The organism is Lewinella sp. IMCC34183 (genome assembly GCF_003390915.1).
GTDB lineage: Bacteria > Bacteroidota > Bacteroidia > Chitinophagales > Saprospiraceae > Neolewinella.
Genome location: NZ_QMEM01000003.1, coordinates 220,212 through 240,436 on the forward strand (window position 1 = coordinate 220,212; position 20,225 = coordinate 240,436).

Genomic DNA, 20,225 nt, shown 5'->3' on the forward strand with positions numbered 1-20,225 from the left:
TCTGGTTCCACCGGTGACCGATTCGCGCCGGCGCGTCTGAGCAGAAATTCCGCTTTCCGCGCATGCACCCCGATACCCGGCAATCGCTTCAGGAGGTCCACGCTTCCGTAGACACCGACGGTAAAAAGTCGCCCTTCCGCCGCCTCCTTGCGTTCATGGGTCCGGCCTACCTGGTCAGCGTCGGCTACATGGACCCCGGCAACTGGGCCACCGACATCGCCGGCGGCTCCGCTTTCGGGTACCGGCTCATCTGGGTGCTGCTGATGTCCAACCTGATGGCCCTGCTGCTGCAGAGCCTCAGCGTCCGGCTCGGCCTGGTCCGCAAGCTCGACCTGGCGCAGGCCTCCCGGGCCACCTACCCCCGCCCCGTCAACCTCGTACTGTATGCCCTGGCCGAGGTCGCCATAGCGGCCACCGACCTGGCGGAGATCCTCGGCATGGCCATCGGCCTGCAGCTACTGACCGGGCTACCGCTGCTCTGGGGGGTCGGGCTCACCGTCTTCGATACCCTGCTCTTCCTGCTACTGCAGCGGTCGGGGATGCGCAAGATGGAGGTCTTCATCATCGTGCTGATCTCCGTCATCGGCGGCGCGTTCGTGGTGGAGATGTTTTTGGCCCGCCCCGACGTGGGAGAGATCGCCCGGGGCTTCGTGCCGGGGATCCCCAACGCTGCCGCGCTCTACCTCGCCATCGGCATCATCGGGGCCACGGTGATGCCCCACAACCTCTACCTCCACTCCGCCCTCGTCCAGACCCGCCGGTTCGGCGGCGAACCGGAGGCGCTGCGCCGCGCGATCCGCTTCAACTTCTACGACTCGGCCATCGCCCTGAACCTGGCCTTCTTCGTGAACGCCGCCATCCTCATCCTGGCGGCCAGCGCCTTCCACCGCAACGGGCTCTACGACGTGGCCGAGATCCAGGACGCCCACCGGCTGCTGAGCAACCTGCTGGGCACAGAGCTCGCCCCTACCCTTTTCGCGATCGCCCTGATCGCCGCCGGCCAGAGCTCGACCATCACCGGTACCCTGGCCGGACAGATCGTAATGGAAGGGTACCTCCACCTGCGCCTCCAGCCGTGGCTACGCCGCCTGCTCACGCGCTTGCTTGCCGTGGTGCCGGCCTTTCTGGTCATCTATATTTACGGGGAGGAGGAAACGGGTCCCATGCTGATCTTCAGCCAGGTACTCCTGAGCCTGCAGCTGGGCTTCGCGATCGTCCCGCTGATTCACCTCGTGTCGGACCGGGCGACCATGGGCGACTTCGCGATCTCCCTGCCTGTGCGGGTGCTGGCCTGGCTGATCACCGCGGTGATCGTGGCCCTCAACGTCCAGCTGGTCCTCGGTGAGGTCGCGGGCTGGCTGGCGGCGGCGGGCCCGCGGGCGTGGGTGCTCTGGGTCACGGTGGTGCCTGCCCTGGCTGCGTCCTTGGGGCTGCTGCTGTACCTGATCTTCCGCCCGGTAGACGGCCGCGCGCGCCGCCCTTCCTGACCCGCGGGCCCTGCCCTGCCCTGCGCCAACCGGCGTGGCCCGGTTCGGCTTTACCTCGCACCCGCGCGCCGCCGCCGTACTACCTGGGCGTATTGTGCGTTAACACTTCAGGTTTTGGCAGCGGTCGTCCTGTTTGACCCGCCGCCCGTCTCTCATCTGAAAAATAACTGCCGTAATGCGTTTCGCGCTATTGCTGGTCCTGTGCACCGCCGTGCTCACCGGACAGGACTCCCTTTCCGTCAACCCCACCCACATCCTCCGCGACGTACGCTCCGTGCCCCTGGGCCTCAACCTCAACACCTTCACCGACGACGACGCCAACCGACCGAAACGCGCCGGTACCCTAGCCGAGGCGGTAAGCGCGGGGGGCTTCCGGGCCCTGCGCTTTCCCGGCGGGGAGAAGTCCGACGTCTACGCCTGGGCCGCGCCGCCCTACGACGACCCCGCCACCTCCGGGCTGCTCCGCACGGGCCCCGACGACTGGCCCGCCAACGATTCCCGCTTCTGGGACCGGGCCGCCGGTACCTGGTCCGCGAACAACTATAATTTCGATGACTTTATCGCCGATTGCCGGGCCACCGGCGCCGAGCCAATCATCGTGGTGGCCTTCGACGGCATGTACAAGCCGGCGGGCGCCGGGGGCACCGCGCTGAGCCGCGAGCAGGCCCTCGATATGGCCGTGAAGTGGGTGGAGTACGCCAACGTGACCCACGACTACGGGATCAGGTACTGGACGCTCGGCAACGAAACCTGGAACGGCACCACTTACGCCGGCGACAACCCCGGCTTCACGACCTACGGCAGGGACGCCGCGGAATTCGCCCGGGCCATGAAGGCCGTGGACCCCGACATCCTGGTCGGCATCAACGGACACACCACGAACGACTTCCGGCTGGCGCTGGCCGAGTGCGCCGACGACGTGGACTGGCTCGACGTGCATACCTACCCCGCCTACGGCTTCCGGACCTACGCCGACTACCGCGACGGCAACCTCGACCCGCGCCGCGCCGTGGACCGCGCCCAGGATGCCATCGACGAACTGCCCGACGCCGACGTGCGCGATAAGCTGTTCATCATGATGACGGAAGTATCGGCCTACGCCTTTGACCAGAATAACCCCTGGGACAGCGGCAACAACCTGGGACAGGCCCTCGCCAATTTCGACATCATGGGGCAGATGCTGGAGGACGACCGCGTGACGCAGACGCTGTTCTGGAATTCGCGGTGGATCGATCCGGACGTAGCCGGCCACCTGCCCACCGACCTCTTTACCGACCTCAACGAACTGAACGCCAGCGGCACCGCCCTCTCCCTGCTGACCCGGGAACTACTGGACGAAACCGTAGCTACCGTCTCCTCCGCCCGGGTCCGCACCTTCGCCACCCGCCGGGAGGACAACAGCGCCCTGACGATCTTCCTGGTCAACAAGGACACCGACGACCGGCCGGTCGTCCTGAGCCTGGACAACTACTTCGCGCCTCCCCAAGCCGAGCACCTTGTCCTTGCCGGCACCGACCCCACGGCTACGGAGGTGGCCATCACCGAGGAGGATCCCGTTTCCTTCCGGGCCTCCACCGCCAACCTGACCCTGCCGGCCACGTCGATCACCGTGCTCCGCTTCGTGCCCACCTTCGCCCCCACCACGGCGCTGCCGGTCACCCTGCTGGAGTTTAGGGGGACGGTAACTACTACCCACAATCTCCTGCACTGGACGGTCGCCGGCGAAGCGGACTTGGCGGGTTACCAGGTGGAGCGCAGCACGGACGGCCGCGAGTGGTCGTTGCTCGCCACGGTCACCCCGAACGGAGGCCCGACCTACGCGTACCGCGACCCCGCGTCCGCCACCTGCCACTACCGGCTGCGAATGGTAGAGCGCGACGGCAGCAGCAGGCTATCGGAAGTGATCGTCCTGGAGCGGGAGGGCCCCGCACACGGCGTCTTCCCGAACCCGACGCCGGGCCGGGTCAACCTGCCACGGGAGTACCGCGGACGTAGCTACACCATCCTTACGGAGGCGGGCCGTGCCGTGGCTTCCGGGCGCATTCCCGCCAACGACCGGCTCACGCTCCCGGACGAGGAAGCCGGGGTGTACTACGTGCTCGTCGACGGCGGGGCCCGTTACCGCATAGTGAAGTACTAATCCGCTTCCCCGTCGGGTGCCGCGGTTACCTCGTAGGGTCCGGCGGGATTGAAATCATCCAGCCAGTAGTCGGTACTATCGATCGTCAGCCGGTGGGCGCCCTCGCCGGTCGGCTCCGAAGCCACCCGGTAGAGGATGTGCCGGGCCGCCGGAAAGTCCGTCCCCGCGAGCTCGTCCTCGTACAGCCGGTGCAGCAGGGCGTGACCGTCCATGGCCGGTGCGAGCAGACGCAGGACCAGGGCGGGGTCCGGATCGGCCAGCAGTTCGGCGGCTTTACCGGGGCCGGCCACGTCGACGATCAGGCGGTGGCCGTCGGGCTTGGGGTGGCCGCCGTTGTAGGCCGCGTAGAGAAGGCTGCCGACGCGGAAGAAATTGCGGTGGTGCTTAGGCTCGGGGTACTCTTCCCAGAGGCGCTCGGTATCCATCTCGTGGCTGGAGTTCTGGATCTGTCCGGGGGTGAGCGCGTCTTCGGGGAAGACGTAGCGGATCAGCAACTCGGCGGCTTCGGGTTTCGGCAGGTCGGCAAGCGACATATACGCCATCTCCTTGAGTTCGGCATCGGACAGGGCGGTGGTGTCGCCGTATTCGGTGAGGTCGAGCAGCTTGCGGTAGTCGTCGGTCGTCCAGTCGCCGGGCAGTTGCAGCAGCGGTTCGGAGGTCACGGAGGTCAGGTGGAAAGTAAGGTTCATGGTATGCAAACGGGCAGTCGCATCGCTTGTGCGGGGCCGCGGGTGCGGCGGGGGTTACGGCAAGGCGCGGCGCGGTAGGTGTGCCACCGGACATCCGGGCGATCCCCTACACCTAATTGGCGGCTCGTTCGTTACTTGGGTGAAAGCTTTCCGTATGCGCCGTAAACTCACCCTCCTCCTCCTGCTGCTGGTGTTCGCAACCGCCGCCCGCGCCTCCACGATCCTCATCCCGATGGACGATACCCAGACGGATCACCTAAAAGCCTACGGCATCACCTACTGGGTGCTCAGCAACGAGATCGAGGCCTGGTGGCTCCTGAACTACCGCGGGGGCAGCTTCGCCTTTCCCCACAGCCGGGCCTTCGAGCGGGAGTGCCTGACGCGGGGCGTGAAGTACGAGGTAATCGCCGACAGCCGTTTCAACGGGATCCTCGAGGAGATCGCCGACCCGGAGCGCAACATGGACGCGATGAAACTGGAAAAGGCCCCGAAGATCGCCGTCTACACCCCCGACTACAACTTCCGGGAGGGCACGGAGGTCCAGCCCTGGGACGACGCCGTGACGATGGTACTCACCTACGCCGAGATCCCCTACGAGACCGTCTACGATACCGAGGTCCTGGAGGACAAGCTGGTCGAGTACGACTGGCTGCACCTCCACCACGAGGACTTCACCGGACAGTTCGGTCGCTTCTACCGCAGCTACCATACGGCCCCCTGGTACCGCCGGCAGGTGGCCTACCAGGAGGAGCTGGCCGCCAAGAACGGCTACGCCAAGGTGAGCCAGCTGAAGCTCGGCGTCGTGAAAAAGGTACGGGAGTACGTCGCGGGCGGCGGCTTCATGTTCGCCATGTGCTCGGCGACCGACAGCTACGATATCGCCCTGGCGGCGGACGGCCTAGATATCAATGCCCCCTACTACGACGGCGACCCCATTGACCCGCAGGCCCAGTCGAAGCTGGACTTCAGCAAGACCTTCGCCTTCGAGAACTTCCAGCTGGAGCGTAACCCCCTGGAGTACGAATTCAGCGACATCGACCACAACCCCCGGGCGGTGACGCAGGAGCAGGACTACTTCACCCTCTTCGACTTCAGTGCCAAGTGGGACCCGGTGCCCACCATGCTGACCCAGAATCACGTACGCACCGTCAAGGGCTTCATGGGGCAGACCACGGCCTTTACCAACAGCCACATTAAGAGCAGCGTACTCGTCTTGGGCGAAAACAAACCCGCCAGCGAGGCCCGCTACCTGCACGGACAGGTGGGCGAAGGCTTTTTCACCTTCTACGGCGGCCACGACCCGGCCGATTACCGCCACCTCGTCAACGATCCGGAAACCGACCTCAGCCTGCACCCCAACAGTCCGGGCTACCGCCTGATCCTGAACAATATTCTTTTCCCCGCGGCCAAAAAGAAGGAGCGGAAGACGTAGCAGCGCAGCCTACCCGATCGCGGGAACCCCCCTTACCGTCTCCGGTGGCAGAAGTCACACTTGTTTATTGGCCGCGCCGCGGTATTCAAGTGGCGGCCCCGCAATAGCACCGCGACAAAGGCAGCGGACAGGGTGAGCCGGTGAAGCTTGTCCAGCAGGCTCATCTTTCGATGACAGCGCGGACAGGCCGCCGGCCAGATATAGTCTCGAAGAATGGAGGTCATGGAGGGGGAATTGATACTTTTGCGCGTACAACTCTATACCTTGATTCAGCTCTTCGTTACCGGCGGCACCTTCGACAAAGAATACGACTTCGTAACCGGCAAGCTGTTCTTCCGCGACAGTAGCCTGCCCAAGATGCTCGAGGTGGGCCGCTCGACCCTGGACGTCAACATCCGCACGCTCATGATGGTGGACAGCCTCGATATCGGTCCGCAGGACCGCGAGAACATCGCCAACAACTGCCGCGCCGCGGAAACCGACCAGGTCCTCATTACCCACGGCACCGATACCATGACCGATACGGCCGAGTACCTGGCCAAGGCGGACATTCGCGGCAAGACGATCGTGATCACGGGAGCCATGATTCCCTACGCCTTCGGCAGTTCTTCCGATGGATTTTTTAATTTGGGCAGTGCGCTTGCGTTCGTGCAGTCCCTCCCGGCTGGGGTATACGTCGTGATGAACGGCCGCTACTTCACCTGGGACGGCGTCCGCAAGAACCGCGCCACCGGATTATTTGAAGCTGTCTAACCCTCTCCTCCTATGATGCCCGCCTGGCTGGCCCGTTTTATGCTGCGCCTCAACGGGATGCGCGTCGTCGACCGTAATCAGGGCAACTGGCCGCCGAAGGCGGTAGTACCCACCGGCCCCCACACCAGTAACCGGGACTTCCCCTACGGGATCTACGCCCGGGCGGTGGTGGAAAAATACATTCAGTTCGCCGCCAAGTCGAGCCTTTTCAAGGGGCCCCTGGGTTGGGCCATGCAGACGATGGGTGGGGTACCGGTCGTCCGCGAGAAACGGACCAACTTCACCCAGGCCGTGGCCAACATCTTCCGCGAGCGGGAAACCTTCTACCTCTGTATCGCCATGGAGGGCACCCGCAAAAAGGTGGACCGCTTCAAGACCGGCTTCTACTGGATCGCGCGGGAAGCCAACGTACCGATGGTCTTCGCCAAGTTTGATTTCGGCAACCGCGTCATCGAGTTCTCCAAGCCGTTCTACCCTACCGGCGACGTACGGGCCGACTTCGACTTCATCTACCGCCACTTTGACGGGGTGGAGGGGTTGGTGGCTGAGAATAGTTTTGATTATGATGCTGGGGTGCTGGAGGAGCTTCCAGAAGAGGGAAATGAGGGTGGCAGAGGACCCGGAGATTCACCGCAGAGGGACGGAGAAGCGCAGAGTTTCGCGGAGTGATCAGCCGGTCATACGGAAATCCGTAGCGCTGTTAATGACTCGCTTTATGCCCGCCGTCATCTTCGTTGCATTAAAATTTAGGAGCAGCCCTAAGTTGAGACCGGACAACTTCAGGTAGGTCAACAGTTGCGCCGTATCCAAGGGAGTAAGTCGCTCTATGGCTTTTAATTCAATGATCAACTGGCCTTCCACTAGAATATCTATCCGGTACGCGTTTTCAATTAGCGTACCCTTGTAGCGAAGCGGGAGGGAACGCTGACGCTCTACCGTAAGCCCCGCCTGATTTAGCTCGATCATAAGGCATTTTTCGTACGTCGATTCCAGCAGTCCGGGACCTAGCGCACTATGCACACGTATAGCCGCGCCAATGACGGCGTAACTAATTTCATTAAGGCTCTTCATAAGTTTTCTCTAAGTGAGCGTCGAAAATAACACCGAAGATAATATAAAACAAATTGTTTTAATCCACCTCTGCGAACCTTTGCGGATCTCTGCTTCTTTGCGGTTCACTCTGCGCCCTCCTTCTACTCTATACCCTCTACTCTCGAATCGCCTCCAACACCACAGCAGAAGCCCCCCCGCCCCCATTACAAAGCGTAGCCAATCCATACTTCCCCCCCCGGGAATGCAGCACGTTGATCAGCGTGACGAGGATACGGGCGCCGGAGGTACCCAGCGGGTGACCGAGGGATACGCCGCCGCCGGTGACGTTCATGTTATCGCCCTTGAGGCCGAGCTCTTTGGCGAAGGCCATGGGTACGACGGAGAAGGCTTCGTTGACTTCCAAGTAGTCCATGTCGGCGACGGTGAGGCCGGCACGTTCGGCGGCGAGGGGGGCGGCCTTGGTGGGGGCCGTCGTGAACCACTGCGGCTCGTGGGCGGCGTCGGCGAAGGAGGCGATCTTGGCCAGGGGGGTGAGCCCCAGCTCGTCCAGGGCCTTCTGGCTCACCAACACTAGGGCCGCGGCCCCGTCGTTGATGGTGCTGGCGTTGGCGGCCGTGACGGTGCCGTCCTTGGAGAAGGCGGGGCGCAGGCTGGCCATCTTGTCAAACTTGACCTTCTTGTACTCTTCGTCCTCGCTGACGACCACGTCGTCGCCGCGGCGTTGGGGCACGCTGACCGGTACGATCTCCCGCTTGAAGGTGCCGTCGTCGGTGGCGGCGGCGCTGCGCTTGTAGGAATTGGTGGCGTATTCGTCCTGCTCCTCGCGCGAGAAGCCGTACTTGGTGGCGGTGGCATCCGCGCAGGTACCCATGGCGTTCTGGTCGTAGGCGTCGGTGAGGCCGTCTTTAGTGAGGCCGTCGATGAGCTTGCGGTCGCCGAACTTGGCGCCCCAGCGGGCGTCGGCTACGTAGTAGGGGATGTTGGACATACTCTCCATCCCTCCGGCCACCACCACGTCGCTGTGACCGAGCATGATCGTCTGGGCGCCAAACATCACGGCCTTCATGCCGCTGCTGCAGACCTTGTTGACCGTGGTACAGGGCACCGTATTCGGGATACCGGCCCCGAGCGCGGCTTGCCGGGCGGGGGCCTGTCCGAGGTTGGCACTGACCACGTTGCCCATGAACACTTCCTGTACCCGGTCGGCGTCAACGCCGGCGCGCTCCAGCGCACCCTTGATGGCGGCGCTGCCCAGCTGGGTAGCCGAGAGCGAGGCGAGCGCGCCTCCGAAGGAGCCGATGGGCGTACGTACGGCGGCGACGATGTAGACGGGTGGGTGGTTGTGCTTGGGCATGATCGTGATTTTTGGCTAAGATAGTTGTCTGGCTAACAGTCAGCTGCCGGCAAAAGATTAGCCACCGACATCGGATGTCCCCCCCCCGCAGACACTCCGGCCGGCAGCGCGCAGGTGCGGTGCAGCGCCAATTACCGGTAATCAGTATGTGGAAGGGCCCGAGGCCACACTTCCCACTCCGACGCTCCTGCGTTACCGGGACGGCCGGGCGCCCGTGGTAGCCCGATTAATTAATGATTGCGAATTACAGCACCCGCTAACTTGCTAAGGCAAATCATACCTCCATGGGCAAGTCGACCTTACTTCTTGTGCTGTTTGTGCTAGGAACTGCGGGACTCTGGGCGCAGTCCTCCGCACCCGTCCGCTGGGAATACGACGTACTGCAAGTCGGCGTCGCTCACGTCGATGTCGGAGAGCTGGGAGTCCTGCTGGGTACCGAATACCGCCGGCTGGTATCGCCAAGGGGCGCCGTGGGTCTGCGACTTACCTCTACCCTCTACGGCGACACTCCCGAGTACCAGCTCGCGCGGGCCGGTGCGACCACGTCCCTGCTGCTCACGGGCGACCGGTACCTCCGCGCAACCAACGGATACGGTCTCTTTGCCGGCGGTGGACTGGGCGTGGCCCGGGGTTCGCACCTCAGACTGACCTCTGGCGGTGGCAAGGGTATCGGTCTGGCCTCGGATGGCCGCATGGGTGCCGTCGGGGAGTTGCACGTAGGCTACCGGTTTCGCTACCTGCGACTGACGATGGGCTACCTGCGCGCCCTACCGGCCGCTGTCCCCGGCTGCTGGTCGCTGACCGTGGCGCCCACCCTCGGCAACGGGCGGCGGTAGGTCCTGGACATCGGATGTCCCCGACATCCGATGTGGGGCTTAAAAAATCGCCAGACAATTCAATCACTTGATTATCAGCTACTTGCTATTTTAGACATCCGATGTCCTCCAGCGTCAGTCTCCCACATCGGATGTGCACCACATCCGATGTCGGGAGCGTTTCTACGTGCAAATCACCACCTGCCCATGAATTTCAAGCTATTCCTCGCCGCCATCCTGCTTGCGACCTCCACGCTCCTGACCGCCCAGTCCAATAACTATCGCCACTTGGAGTGGGACCTCCTGCGCCTCGGCTACACCGCCCCCAGCAGCGAGTTCTACAACGGCGGCGCTGCCATGGGCACGGAGGTACGCTTTAACGCCACGGATAACCTCTCGGCGGGTATCCGGCTCGAACTGGCCTTCTATACCTCCGACCTCGACGCCGACGTGATCGACATCGGTGCCGCCAGCAGCACGCTCATTACCGGCGATTACTACCTGAAGCGCATCGGTGGGTTTCGGCCCTTTGCGGGTGTCGGTATTGGAATGTTTACCGGGGCGAGCGCCACGGTACGCGATTTAGACAACCTGGACCCCGAGGATTTCAGCGGCGGCCGGGGTCTTGGACTTACCCCGCGCCTCGGCCTGGAGCTGGGCCACTTCCGCGTCAGCGCGGAGTACAATTACACCTTCAGCAACCGGGTGTCCAACTACTTCAGCATCATGGTGGCCCCCACCCTCTTCGGCGGACCGAAGGACGACAAGCAGCATTAGCTTCCGACATCGGATGTGGATCACATCCGATGTGGGGGGCTGCTAACGTAAAATAATCGATAGTTCATTCATTATCAGATCCTTGTCAATTTGCACATCCGATGTGCCCAAAGCGTCAAGCAACAACATCCGATGTGCAGCACATCCGATGTCGCGGGTCAGTACGTCAGCCCCATCCGCTCCATCAGCGCATCCACCCGGCGGGTGACGGCGTCGTCGGTGACCAGGCCGGGCGCGTGCCACGGCTTGATGCGGGCGTCGATCACCACCGGCCCGCGGCAGCCCCAGTGCTTGTGCTCGGTGAAGGCGTCGATGCCGTGGAGGTCGTGACTGGGATTGGACCGGGTGAACGCGGCCCACACGAAGTTGCTGAAGTCAGCGGCGAGGAAGGCACTGTCGTCGCAAACCACGATAAGTGGCGTCTTTTCCAGTAGCCCCGCACCTGCGTTCGCGCCCAGGAAGGGTTGGAGGGAGGCGTAGCCGTCTTCTTTAGTGAAGGTCGGTCCCTGGACCGCCAGGATGCCCGGGGCCACCAGCTGCGGCGCGCCATAGCCCTCCGGCAGGGACAGGGCATCGGGTACCGTGGCGGAGAGCGTACGGCGCGCTTCCCCCCGGCAGGCCCAGATGAGCTTGGAGCCCGCGTTCCAGCCGGAGCCGGAGTAGTCGAGGGTATCGATGGTGGTGCGCGTCTGGAAGTGGAGATCGCGCGTGGGGTCGAAGCGCTCCAGGAGGTGGCGGAAGAAGGCCGGCTGGTCGTTGGCGTTGAGTGCGGGATCGTCTTCCTGGGCCACGATGAGACAGTACTTGGCGAGGCTCGTCTGCCCGCTGCCCAGGATGCGGTTGGCCTGGGTGATGATCTCCTCGGGCACCTTCTCGCGGAACGGCATGTAGCGCTCCGAGCCGACGGCCAGCAGCAGGGGGTGGACGCCCGCCTCGTCGACGGCGTTGATCTGCCGGATGCCGGGAAATTCGCCGGGGGTGAGGTCCTCGACGAGCTGGTGGATGAGGTAGCCGAAACTGGAGTCCTCCGCCGGCGGCCGGCCCACGACGGTGAAGTGCCAGAGGGGGTCCTTGCGGTGCCAGACGGTCTCGACGTCCATGACCGGGAAGTCGTGCTGCAGCGAGTAGTAGCCCAGGTGGTCGCCGAAGGGCCCTTCGGGCTTCTTCTCGCCCTTGCGGATCGTGCCGGTGATCACGAAATCGGCGTCGGCGCTGAGGAGCCAGTCGCGGTCCCAGGCGTAGCCGAAGCGGCGCCCGGCCAGCATACCGGCGAAGGTCATCTCGCTCAGCCCCTCGGGCAGCGGCATGATGGCGCTGAAGGCGTGGCTCGGCGGGCCGCCGATGAAGACCGAGGCCCGAAAGGGCGCGTCGGTGCGGTTGTACTCGGTGTGGTGGACGCCGATGCCGCGGTGCAGCTGGTAGTGGAGGCCGATCTCCTCGTTGGTCACGTAGTCGTTGCCGGTGAGCTGTATGCGGTACATGCCGAGGTTGGTGTCCATGGGCTTGCGGCTGCCGGGCGGCAGGGTGCAGACCTGCGGCAGGGTGACGAAGGCGCCGCCGTCCATGGGCCAGGACTTCACCAGCGGCAGCTGGTCGATGGTCGTCTGGGCGTACTTGACGGCGGGGCGCAGGTGCCGGCGGGGCAGGGCGGAGAGGGCCGTAAACGGGCTTTTGGCGTAGCGCAGCGGGTTCTTGGCGAAGTTGGCGGGGTCGGCCTTGAGTTCCACGACCTTCTTCACATTTGGCAGCGTCTTGCGGAAGAGAAAGTCGGTCCGCGCGTAGGTGCCGTATAGGTTGGATACCGCCTGGAAGGGGCTCCCCTTCACCCGTTCGTAGAGGATGGCCGGTCCGCGGGCGGCGAAGACGCGGCGGTGGATCTCGGCCATCTCCAGGTCGGGATCGACTTCTTCGGTAATGCGGAGGAGTTGGCCGGTGCGTTCGAGGTCGGCGACGGCGGCGCGGAGGGAAGCGTGCATGCAGGGTAAATAGGCGGGCGGCGCCTTTGGTTCTGCTCCGACGTGGGTCGCCCCCGGCGGAGGCCGGAGGCGACGATAAAAAATCCAAATTTCACACCGTGCCGGCGGGCGGCCCACCGGCTGCCACCAAGATAGGCGGCATAACAGTGAGTTGCAAACAATGCATTTACGCGATGGCTACTTTTCCGGGGCCAGGGGGCAGCGCTTGCAGTATTTTCCCTTTTTCAGGTATTTCTCGCAGCATTTCTTTTTCTTGCCCTTGTCTTTCTTACCGCCCTTTTCTTTCTTTCCCATACCATGAGAACCACCCGACGGATCAACCTGTGGTCATCGCCGCGTAATATTAGCACCGCACTGATGTACGCCTTCGCCCAGCGGCCGGATACGGTGGTGGTCGACGAGCCGCTGTACGCCCACTACCTCACGCGCCAGCCCACCGAGGCCGACCACCCCGGCCGGACGGCGATCCTGGCGGCCCAGGACACCGATGGCCAGACGGTGGTCAACCGGCTGCTCCACGACGATTACCCGGCCGAGAACGTGGTCTTCAAGCAGATGACCCACCACCTCGTAGAGCTCGACCCGAACTTCCTCTACGGCATGACCAACGTGCTGCTCATCCGCGACCCCTACGAGATCCTGGCCTCCTTCGGGCAGGTGATCGACACGGTCACGGCCGAGGACGTGGGCCTGCCCCAGCAGGGCGACCTCTTCGACCGCCTGACCGTCACCGGCAGCCTCTCCGCCGTGGTCGACGCCCGCCGCCTCCTCGACGACCCCGCCGGGATTCTCCGGGCCCTCTGCGAACGGATCGATATCGCCTACGACCCCGCCATGCTGCACTGGCCCGCCGGCCCCAAGGCATACGATGGCGTGTGGGCCGACCACTGGTACGCGGGGGTGCACCGCAGCACCGGCTTCGAACCGCGCCCGAAAAAGATCATCAAGCTCTCCCCCGACCTCACCGCCGTGGCGGAGGCGACCCACCCCATTTACGAACGGCTGCTCCGGCAAGCCATCTAGTTGCTTACCCCCCTTCCATGCTCCAAGCTTTCAACCCCGCCAACGAACACATCAAGGTCTACATCGACGGACACCTCCTGCCCCGCGCCGAAGCGAAGGTCAGCGTCTTCGACAGCAGCGTCCAGGGCGGCGATGCCGTCTGGGAAGGCCTGCGCGTCTACGACGGCCGCGTCTTCTCCCTCGACGCCCACCTCGACCGCCTCTTCGACTCGGCCCACGCCCTCTGGTTCCAGAACGTGCCCAGCCGCGAGACCGTCGTAGATGCCATCAAACAGACCCTGGAGGCCAACGATATGCGCGACGACGTCCACATCCGCCTCACCCTTACCCGCGGCGAGAAGATCACCTCCGGCATGGATCCCCGCCTCAATCAGCACGGCTGCACCCTCATCGTACTGGCCGAGCACAAGCCGCCGGTCTATCCGGACTCGATCACCCTGGCCACCAGCAGCGTCCGCCGCAACAGCCCCATGAGCGTGGACAGCAAGATCCACCACAACAACCTGATCAACAACATCATGGCCAAGATCGAGGCCAACCAGGCGGGCGCCGACGCGGGCCTGATGCTCGACAAGGATGGCTTCGTTTCCGAGGCCAACGGCGTCAACGTCTTCCTGATCCGCCGCGGCAAGGTGCGTACCCCCTGGGCCGACTACTGCCTGCCGGGCATCACCCGCGCCACCGTGCTGCAGCTCTGCCGCGACAACGGCATCCCCTGCGAGGAGGCGCGCATCAGCCCCAGCGAGTTCTACGTGGCCGACGAGGTATTCACTACCGGCACCATGGGCGAGCTGACGCCGGTGCGGGCGATCGACGGGCGGGAAATCGTGAATAAGTACGGGGCTTCGGTACTGGATACGGTGCAGGATCTGTTTCGGGGGCTTACGCAGTCTGGGGGGACTAAACTGGTTTAGCGGGCACTCGCTTCGCTCGTGCGGGGAAAGGGGTTCTCACAGATTCGGCTGCGCCGTCAGATTCTCCACAGATTTGCACGGATTTTCCCGCGGGACTCCGGATTACCCCGATCGGCGATGGTGGCGCTAACCAGTCACCAGTCAACCAGGCCCGCCCACGCTGCTCCATTTCTCACCGATTGTCATTGGCTACGCGGAGGGGTCGCGCTTAGGCACAGACGTACACGGGTTCTCGCAGGAGAAATCCGTGTACATCTGTGCATCAATCCGTTCCAATCTGTGTGAAACAAATCGTGCGAGCGCAGCGAGTACGCCCTACTTCAGCGAAAGATTATACACATCAATCCTACGGTCGCGCAGGTTATGCACGCTGCCGTGGACGTGCAGTTCCTTCAGCAGGTCGAGGTCGACGTCGGCCACGAGGATCATCTCGGTGTTCGGGGTGGCCTCGGCCTTGACGCCGTTGCTGGGGAAGGCGAAGTCGCAGGGGGTGAAGACCATCGACTGGGCGTACTGGATGTCCATGTTATGCACCTTGGGCAGGTTGCCCACGGAGCCGGCGATGGCGACGTAGCACTCGTTCTCGATGGCGCGGGCCTGGGCGCAGTGGCGCACGCGGCTGTAGCCGTTCTGAGTATCGGTGAGGAAGGGGACGAAGAGGATGTCCACGCCCTGCTCGGCCAGCAGGCGGGGCAGCTCGGGGAACTCGACGTCGTAGCAGATCAGGATGCCGATCTTGCCGCAGTCGGTGTCGAACGACTTCAGCTTGTTGCCGCCGGTCATGCCCCACACCTTGGCCTCGTCGGGGGTGACGTGCAGCTTGTAGAACTTCTCGACCGTACCGTCGCGCTTGCAGAGGTAGCCGACGTTGTAGAGCTTGCCCTTCTCCACGGAGGGCATGGAGCCGGTGATGATGTTGATGTTGTAGCTGATGCTGAACTCGCTGAACTTCTTCACCAGCGGCTCGGTGAACTCGGCCAGCTTACGGATGGCCTCCGGCTCGGGCAGGTCGTTGTAGTCGGCCATCAGCGGCGCGTTGAAGAACTCGGGGAAGAGCGCGAAGTCGGAGCGGTAGGCGGCCACGGCGTCGACGAAGTACTCGGCCTGTTCCAGCAGCTCGTCCATGCCGCTGTAGGGGCGCATCTGCCACTGCACGAGGCCGAGGCGCACGACGCTCTTCTCCGTGCCCACCTTGCGGGTCGGGGCGGCGTAGAGGACGTTGTTCCACATCAGCAGGGCGGCGTACTCCTCGCTCTCGTGGTCGCCCTCCAGGTAGCCCTTGATGATGCGCTTGACGTTGAAGTCGTTGGCAAACTGAAAGTTGAGCACCGGGTCGTGGATGTCCTTCGACTTCACGCGGTCGATGTACTGCTTGGGGGTCAGCTCGTCGGAGTACTGGTGGTACTTCGGCAGTCGCCCGCCGAACATGATGCCCTCCAGGTTCATCTCCTCGCAGAGCTCCTTGCGGTAGTCGTACATACGCCGGCCGAGCCGGAGTCCGCGGAACTGCGGATCCACGAAGACGTCCACGCCGTAGAGGATATTCCCCTCGGGGTCGTGGGTATCGAAGGTGTACTTGCCGGTAATTTGCTCGTAGGTGTGGGTATCCTTGAACTTGGCGTAGTCCACGATGATCGACAGCGCGCAGCCGGCCAGCTGTCCGTTGATGTGGATGGCAATCTGCCCTTCCGGGAAGCGCTTGATCAGCGCCTGGATCTCCTCCCGCGCCCAGGCGGCATCGGGCAGTACGGCGTAGGCCTCCTCCATGATGCTGCGCAGCTGCTTGTACTCTTTGATGGTGAGGTACTTGAGCTCTACTTTTTCAATTTCGGGGTGCGCGAGGGCGTTCTTTACTTCCGGGGTTGCGGGACTGGCCATGGACTGGGGTTGATAAGGGGATAAAGGGAGAGAACGCCCGCAGCGGCAAGCGGGTTGGGTGACGTGGACGTTATTGGAGCGGCGCGGCCGCGGGTGCGGGGCTTTTGTGGAGGAATCAAGTTGAATCGGGTAGCCTACTACCCTACTGCCGCGTTGACCGATGATCGTTTCCCCCGCCGCTGCGATCGCCCAGGCGCTCAGGCACTATCCGGCGCGGTGAACAGCAGCCAGAGATTGTAGCCCGGCACCAGCAGCCACCCCGGCGACTTCCCTGCGGCCCGCATCCGGTTGATGCTCACTACCACCAGCACGTAGCCATGCGCCACGAACAGGGGCGTAAAAAAGTAGGGCGCGATGGCCATGGGCTCGTGCCCGAAGAGGAGCCCGTCACCCGGCCGCTTATTCGCCAATACCGACAGCACCGTCGGCACCCCGAAAAAGATCATGATGGGCGTGACCCCCAGCAGCAGCGCGAAGGCGGGAAAGTATTCCCGGCTGATGCGGCGGCGGGGGTCGTAGAGGTCCCGGAGGTAGATGCCTTCGGGTGGGGTGGCTGCAGGTGGCATGGGCGATAGTATTCCCGCTGCAAAGTAGACGATCGATTTCATCGCTCGATTGTGCAGTGTATCAATGGATGGTGGCTAAGCTAGATGCGTGGCACTTACTTATGCGTTAAAATCACGTTTCAGCGTACATGATAAAAGGAATCAAAGGTTGGAATTATCCAACCAATCAACCTTATTGATTCGCAGGCAACACACAAGAAACAAATTACATGTTTTGACACTAATAGTGATAATAACTTTTTCCTTAAAATCAAAAAAGTATCATCTTGAAAGGCTTGGTTAGCTCAAAAAAATGTCCTTTTTTGAGAGAGTATACTCAATGAGTGCTGAAGTAAGCTTGGTGATTTGATACTATGAACTCTCTCAAGCCCCAGCTAACTTGACACAGACCTACTTTACTAATATCCACGAACAACTCGTGGATAACCTCTCCAAAGCAGAAACCGAAATTGTAGCGGCTCTGGCTTGGTTCACCGACGTCGAACTTGTCAACCTCCTTACGGATAAGGCGCAAACAGGCGTTAAGGTCGACCTAGTCTTAGCAAAGAACTCCCATAATGAGGAGGTTGATTTCTCGGCGCTAGAAGCCGCCGGAGGATCGGTGACTTGGATCACCACAAAGGGGTACGGGCTGATGCATAACAAATTCTGCGTTGTTGATGAGCAGGTTGCTATCACCGGATCCTACAATTGGACAGTAAATGCCAAGCGCAACAATGGCGAAAACATACTCGTGACCGCCGACCCAGTAGTTGTCAAGCAGTACCGAGATCAGTTCTTCGCATTGAAAAGTGGCGTACCGATTGAGGAAGCTGAAATTTACGGAGATGCAGGTCCGGTCGGAGATTCAATTCCCAAACACAAGATGGATGCACCAACCGGTGACTATGCCGAGTTCGAGAAGGAATGGAATCACTTCCTAAACAGTCGCGTGGTTCCGTTTGAACGTAATCTGATGAAGTCTTACGGTGCGGAGATCGCCGAGAGTACGCAGGGTAACGCGGAAGTAATTCCCCAGCAACTGGATTCAATCTACCAGCAGTTGCTGTCAGACACCGAAATCAACCATGAAGACATTGAGGTTCTAAAGCGCAGCCTAGAACAGAAAATTTCTTTTCACGAAGCAAAGAACAGTACGGCCAATCGCAATGCCATACACGTTGCAGAGATGAAACTGATTGCGCGTAAACGGGTACTGGAAAATCAGATCACCTCGCTGGAAAATGAGCGTGATAAGACCCAGCAAGAAATACTCGGCATCTCGGACACCCAGATTCCGATTTTGGAGAAAAAGAGGTTACACAGTCGCGAAGAAATAGATGACTTATCGCGTGAGGCCGTAAAACGACCTAGCAAGAAAAGAGTCTGGCCGGAGGTAGCACTTCTGATCGGCCTAACCTTTTACCTTGTACTGTTTTACTCTTCAGTGATGTACAATATCCTGTACGGCAAAGCTGATGCAAGACTCGCAGGTGAACGTGGAGGGGAGGTGGTTATGGAAGTGTTCAACGCGAATGCAATTTGGATGGCGCTAGATCGAGGCCTTTTTGTCCTTTCGTTTATACTGATTTTTACTGCTATTCCACTGGCTGTTGGGTATTTACTTCATCGTATCACTGGATGGACACGATGGATTTACGGAGTTGGGGCACTTCTTCTAGACCTCCTGTTAGCTTACATCATTACCAAGGCAATCTATGAGGTCCGATACGAAGAGACACCAGGTTTAGAGCCATGGGATAAGTTGATGGTGCTGTCATCTGGTGATTTCTACCTCGTTTTAACTATGGGGTTTGTTTCCTTCCTAATCTGGGGAGGGCTGCTTGATCACATTTACAAACAACTTGACACCGTCAGCAAATCAGAGAGCTATGAGGTCAACGAGGAAAAGAAATCTCAGTTGCTTGCAAAAGTTGCTGAGTACAACTCAGAAATTGAGACCATGGAGGAAAAAAAGTTGCTGCTGTCACGGCAAAATATAGATACCTCGGGCAAAATTACCGCCCTCCAGAATGACTTGGCACACACCGACTACGAAATGGCCAAGGAAAAGCTATTGATTGACTCTGACTATGAGGACAGAAAACACAAGCTACAGAATCTCAAGGAAACCATCTTGCTCCACCTGAACCGGGAACGTATTCCCGTATCAATGACCTCGCTGAAGGATCGTGTGAGTACTTTCCTCTCGGGTTGGGACGATTGGCTGTACGACTACTACGCCTCTACACTCGCCACCGAGCGCTCCCATGCTGCACACAACCGGGCCAAAGAATGGCTACAAAATAAGCGTGATGAAATATTTGCTTAGTGAAGGTGCCTTGCTGTTGCTATGTGCACTGCTATTGTCAGGCTGTGGAAGGGATGAGTCGGGTGAAGGTCTTCTTGCCAGCCAGGAAGAAGAGCCCAAATTTAGCGTTCACAACAACATTGTGATTCTTCCCGATTTGTCCAACCGAACGGATCAAACGCTTTATCCGAGAAATGTGACGGATGAAGAGATAATAGGCATGGTTGTCGACATGTTTCCCGACATGACCCGATACTACCACCGGCGTAGAAGTCAAAGAGATAAGTTGACGCTACAACCCATCAATTACAACGACGTACCTAACTATACGGAGCTAGAGGACGCGCTGACTTTCGACCTCGGAGTTTTTGAAAACCAAGGTGAACGCGCTAGCTACTTATTTGACCGCTCCGACAATAACCTAAGCGCGGACATTAAAAAGTTCAAGGGAACTGTTCCTACCTTCTACAAAGGAACCGAAAACGGGTATGCCTCCGATCTGTATGGTTTCTTCAGAAACCGAATGAAGAACCAGCCGCTGTTTCAACTGACGCAAGCGCGAAACAATGAGGCTATCGTCGATGACCAGCGCAAGGTACTGATCCTTTTGACGGATGGATACATGGACCTCGCCACGGATGGTCCAAAATCTTGCCCCGATAAGCAATGCCGTCGCCTCACGCAACATGTACTGAAAGACTTTAGGCGGGATTGCAAGTGCTCCCAAAACCCTGACTCCGCAGCCGAATTCTTTGCCTCCAGCGGCTACGGTATCCCCCCCGTGGATCCCGCGAATCTAGAAGGCGTGGAAGTTTTGATGCTGGAGGTTTACGATCGCTCTAAAACAACCAGCGGTCGCAAGACGGTATATCCCACTGACTTCGACGTGCTGGAGTTATTCTGGACGGACTTCTTCAAAAAGTCAGGAGCTAAGCGGTTCCACATGGTGGAAACCGCAGTCTCCGAAGCGGCCATCCGGACAGAAATACAAAACTTTTTGGCCGAGGATAAGTATGTGGCTGCTACACCATTGCTTTCCGCTGCGGAATAGCGCAAATAGGTTGTAGCTCGGGTTGCC

The 20,225-nt window shown here is 60.9% G+C and carries 16 protein-coding genes and 1 pseudogene; 11 read left to right on the plus strand and 6 right to left on the minus strand.

Annotation, left to right across the window (positions count from 1 at the left end; translation table 11 throughout):
• Nucleotides 1-62: 62 nt before the first annotated feature.
• Both DQG19_RS08460 and DQG19_RS08465 read left to right on the plus strand, forming a co-directional pair.
• Nucleotides 63-1,457, plus strand: a pseudogene (locus tag DQG19_RS08460) (Nramp family divalent metal transporter); the annotation flags it as partial.
• Between the two features lie 205 nt (nucleotides 1,458-1,662).
• Nucleotides 1,663-3,627: a hypothetical protein gene (locus tag DQG19_RS08465; RefSeq protein WP_116125825.1), complete on the plus strand. Its 1,965-nt coding sequence runs from the start codon at nucleotides 1,663-1,665 to the stop codon at nucleotides 3,625-3,627.
• Here the strand turns inward: DQG19_RS08465 and DQG19_RS08470 are convergent.
• Nucleotides 3,624-4,316: a hypothetical protein gene (locus tag DQG19_RS08470; RefSeq protein ID WP_116125826.1), complete on the minus strand. Its 693-nt coding sequence runs from the start codon at nucleotides 4,314-4,316 to the stop codon at nucleotides 3,624-3,626. The genes DQG19_RS08465 and DQG19_RS08470 overlap by 4 nt on opposite strands.
• Nucleotides 4,317-4,470: 154 nt before the next feature.
• Between DQG19_RS08470 and DQG19_RS08475 the strand changes: the two genes are divergently transcribed.
• The 3 genes from DQG19_RS08475 (at nucleotide 4,471) to DQG19_RS08485 (ending at nucleotide 7,170) form a co-directional block, all read left to right on the plus strand.
• Nucleotides 4,471-5,748, plus strand: a complete 1,278-nt coding sequence (locus tag DQG19_RS08475; RefSeq protein ID WP_116125827.1) for an asparagine synthetase B — start codon at nucleotides 4,471-4,473, stop codon at nucleotides 5,746-5,748.
• Nucleotides 5,749-6,012: 264 nt separating this feature from the next.
• Nucleotides 6,013-6,501 (plus strand): asparaginase domain-containing protein, encoded by a 489-nt coding sequence (locus DQG19_RS08480; RefSeq protein WP_198661690.1) that lies wholly within the window; start codon nucleotides 6,013-6,015, stop codon nucleotides 6,499-6,501.
• A 12-nt stretch (nucleotides 6,502-6,513) separates the two neighbouring features.
• The gene (locus tag DQG19_RS08485) at nucleotides 6,514-7,170 is read left to right on the plus strand and encodes a 1-acyl-sn-glycerol-3-phosphate acyltransferase (RefSeq protein ID WP_116125828.1); all 657 of its coding nucleotides are present in this window, start codon (nucleotides 6,514-6,516) and stop codon (nucleotides 7,168-7,170) included.
• Here the strand turns inward: DQG19_RS08485 and DQG19_RS08490 are convergent, their stop codons facing one another.
• Entirely contained in the window at nucleotides 7,171-7,572 is a 402-nt protein-coding gene (locus DQG19_RS08490; RefSeq protein ID WP_116125829.1) for a GxxExxY protein, read from the minus strand. It lies immediately after the preceding gene.
• A gap of 136 nt (nucleotides 7,573-7,708) precedes the next feature.
• Nucleotides 7,709-8,908, minus strand: coding sequence for an acetyl-CoA C-acyltransferase (locus DQG19_RS08495; protein WP_116125830.1), 1,200 nt, complete (start codon nucleotides 8,906-8,908; stop codon nucleotides 7,709-7,711).
• 308 nt (nucleotides 8,909-9,216) lie between these two features.
• Between DQG19_RS08495 and DQG19_RS08500 the strand changes: the two genes are divergently transcribed.
• Together DQG19_RS08500 and DQG19_RS08505 are read left to right on the plus strand one after the other, a co-directional pair.
• A complete protein-coding gene (locus tag DQG19_RS08500; protein WP_198661691.1) occupies nucleotides 9,217-9,744 on the plus strand; it encodes a hypothetical protein in 528 nt (175 codons plus the stop codon).
• 186 nt (nucleotides 9,745-9,930) lie between these two features.
• Nucleotides 9,931-10,500, plus strand: coding sequence for an outer membrane beta-barrel protein (locus DQG19_RS08505; protein ID WP_116125832.1), 570 nt, complete (start codon nucleotides 9,931-9,933; stop codon nucleotides 10,498-10,500).
• Between the two features lie 158 nt (nucleotides 10,501-10,658).
• On the opposite strand, the gene DQG19_RS08510 is transcribed toward DQG19_RS08505, so the two are convergent.
• Nucleotides 10,659-12,476: a UbiD family decarboxylase gene (locus tag DQG19_RS08510; RefSeq protein ID WP_116125833.1), complete on the minus strand. Its 1,818-nt coding sequence runs from the start codon at nucleotides 12,474-12,476 to the stop codon at nucleotides 10,659-10,661.
• Nucleotides 12,477-12,773: 297 nt separating this feature from the next.
• On the opposite strand from DQG19_RS08510, the gene DQG19_RS08515 reads away from it, so the two are divergent.
• Complete coding sequence (locus tag DQG19_RS08515) at nucleotides 12,774-13,499, plus strand: hypothetical protein (RefSeq protein WP_232826465.1); 726 nt, start codon at nucleotides 12,774-12,776, stop codon at nucleotides 13,497-13,499.
• 17 nt (nucleotides 13,500-13,516) lie between these two features.
• Nucleotides 13,517-14,413, plus strand: a complete 897-nt coding sequence (locus DQG19_RS08520; protein WP_116125835.1) for an aminotransferase class IV — start codon at nucleotides 13,517-13,519, stop codon at nucleotides 14,411-14,413.
• A 315-nt stretch (nucleotides 14,414-14,728) separates the two neighbouring features.
• Here DQG19_RS08520 and DQG19_RS08525 read toward each other — a convergent pair whose 3' ends face one another.
• Together DQG19_RS08525 and DQG19_RS08530 are read right to left on the minus strand one after the other, a co-directional pair.
• A complete protein-coding gene (locus tag DQG19_RS08525) occupies nucleotides 14,729-16,291 on the minus strand; it encodes a carbon-nitrogen hydrolase family protein (RefSeq protein ID WP_116125836.1) in 1,563 nt (520 codons plus the stop codon).
• A gap of 197 nt (nucleotides 16,292-16,488) precedes the next feature.
• On the minus strand, nucleotides 16,489-16,857 hold the full coding sequence (locus DQG19_RS08530; RefSeq protein WP_116125837.1) for a hypothetical protein: 369 nt from the start codon (nucleotides 16,855-16,857) through the stop codon (nucleotides 16,489-16,491).
• A 418-nt stretch (nucleotides 16,858-17,275) separates the two neighbouring features.
• Here DQG19_RS08530 and DQG19_RS08535 point away from each other — a divergent pair, with 418 nt between their 5' ends.
• Together DQG19_RS08535 and DQG19_RS08540 are read left to right on the plus strand one after the other, a co-directional pair.
• Nucleotides 17,276-19,168 carry a phospholipase D-like domain-containing protein gene (locus DQG19_RS08535; RefSeq protein ID WP_157974409.1) on the plus strand — a complete coding sequence of 631 codons (1,893 nt, stop codon included), beginning with the start codon at nucleotides 17,276-17,278 and terminating at the stop codon, nucleotides 19,166-19,168.
• Nucleotides 19,152-20,198, plus strand: a complete 1,047-nt coding sequence (locus tag DQG19_RS08540; protein WP_157974410.1) for a hypothetical protein — start codon at nucleotides 19,152-19,154, stop codon at nucleotides 20,196-20,198. Before DQG19_RS08535 ends, DQG19_RS08540 begins: the two co-directional genes overlap by 17 nt.
• The last annotated feature ends 27 nt before the right edge of the window (nucleotides 20,199-20,225 follow it).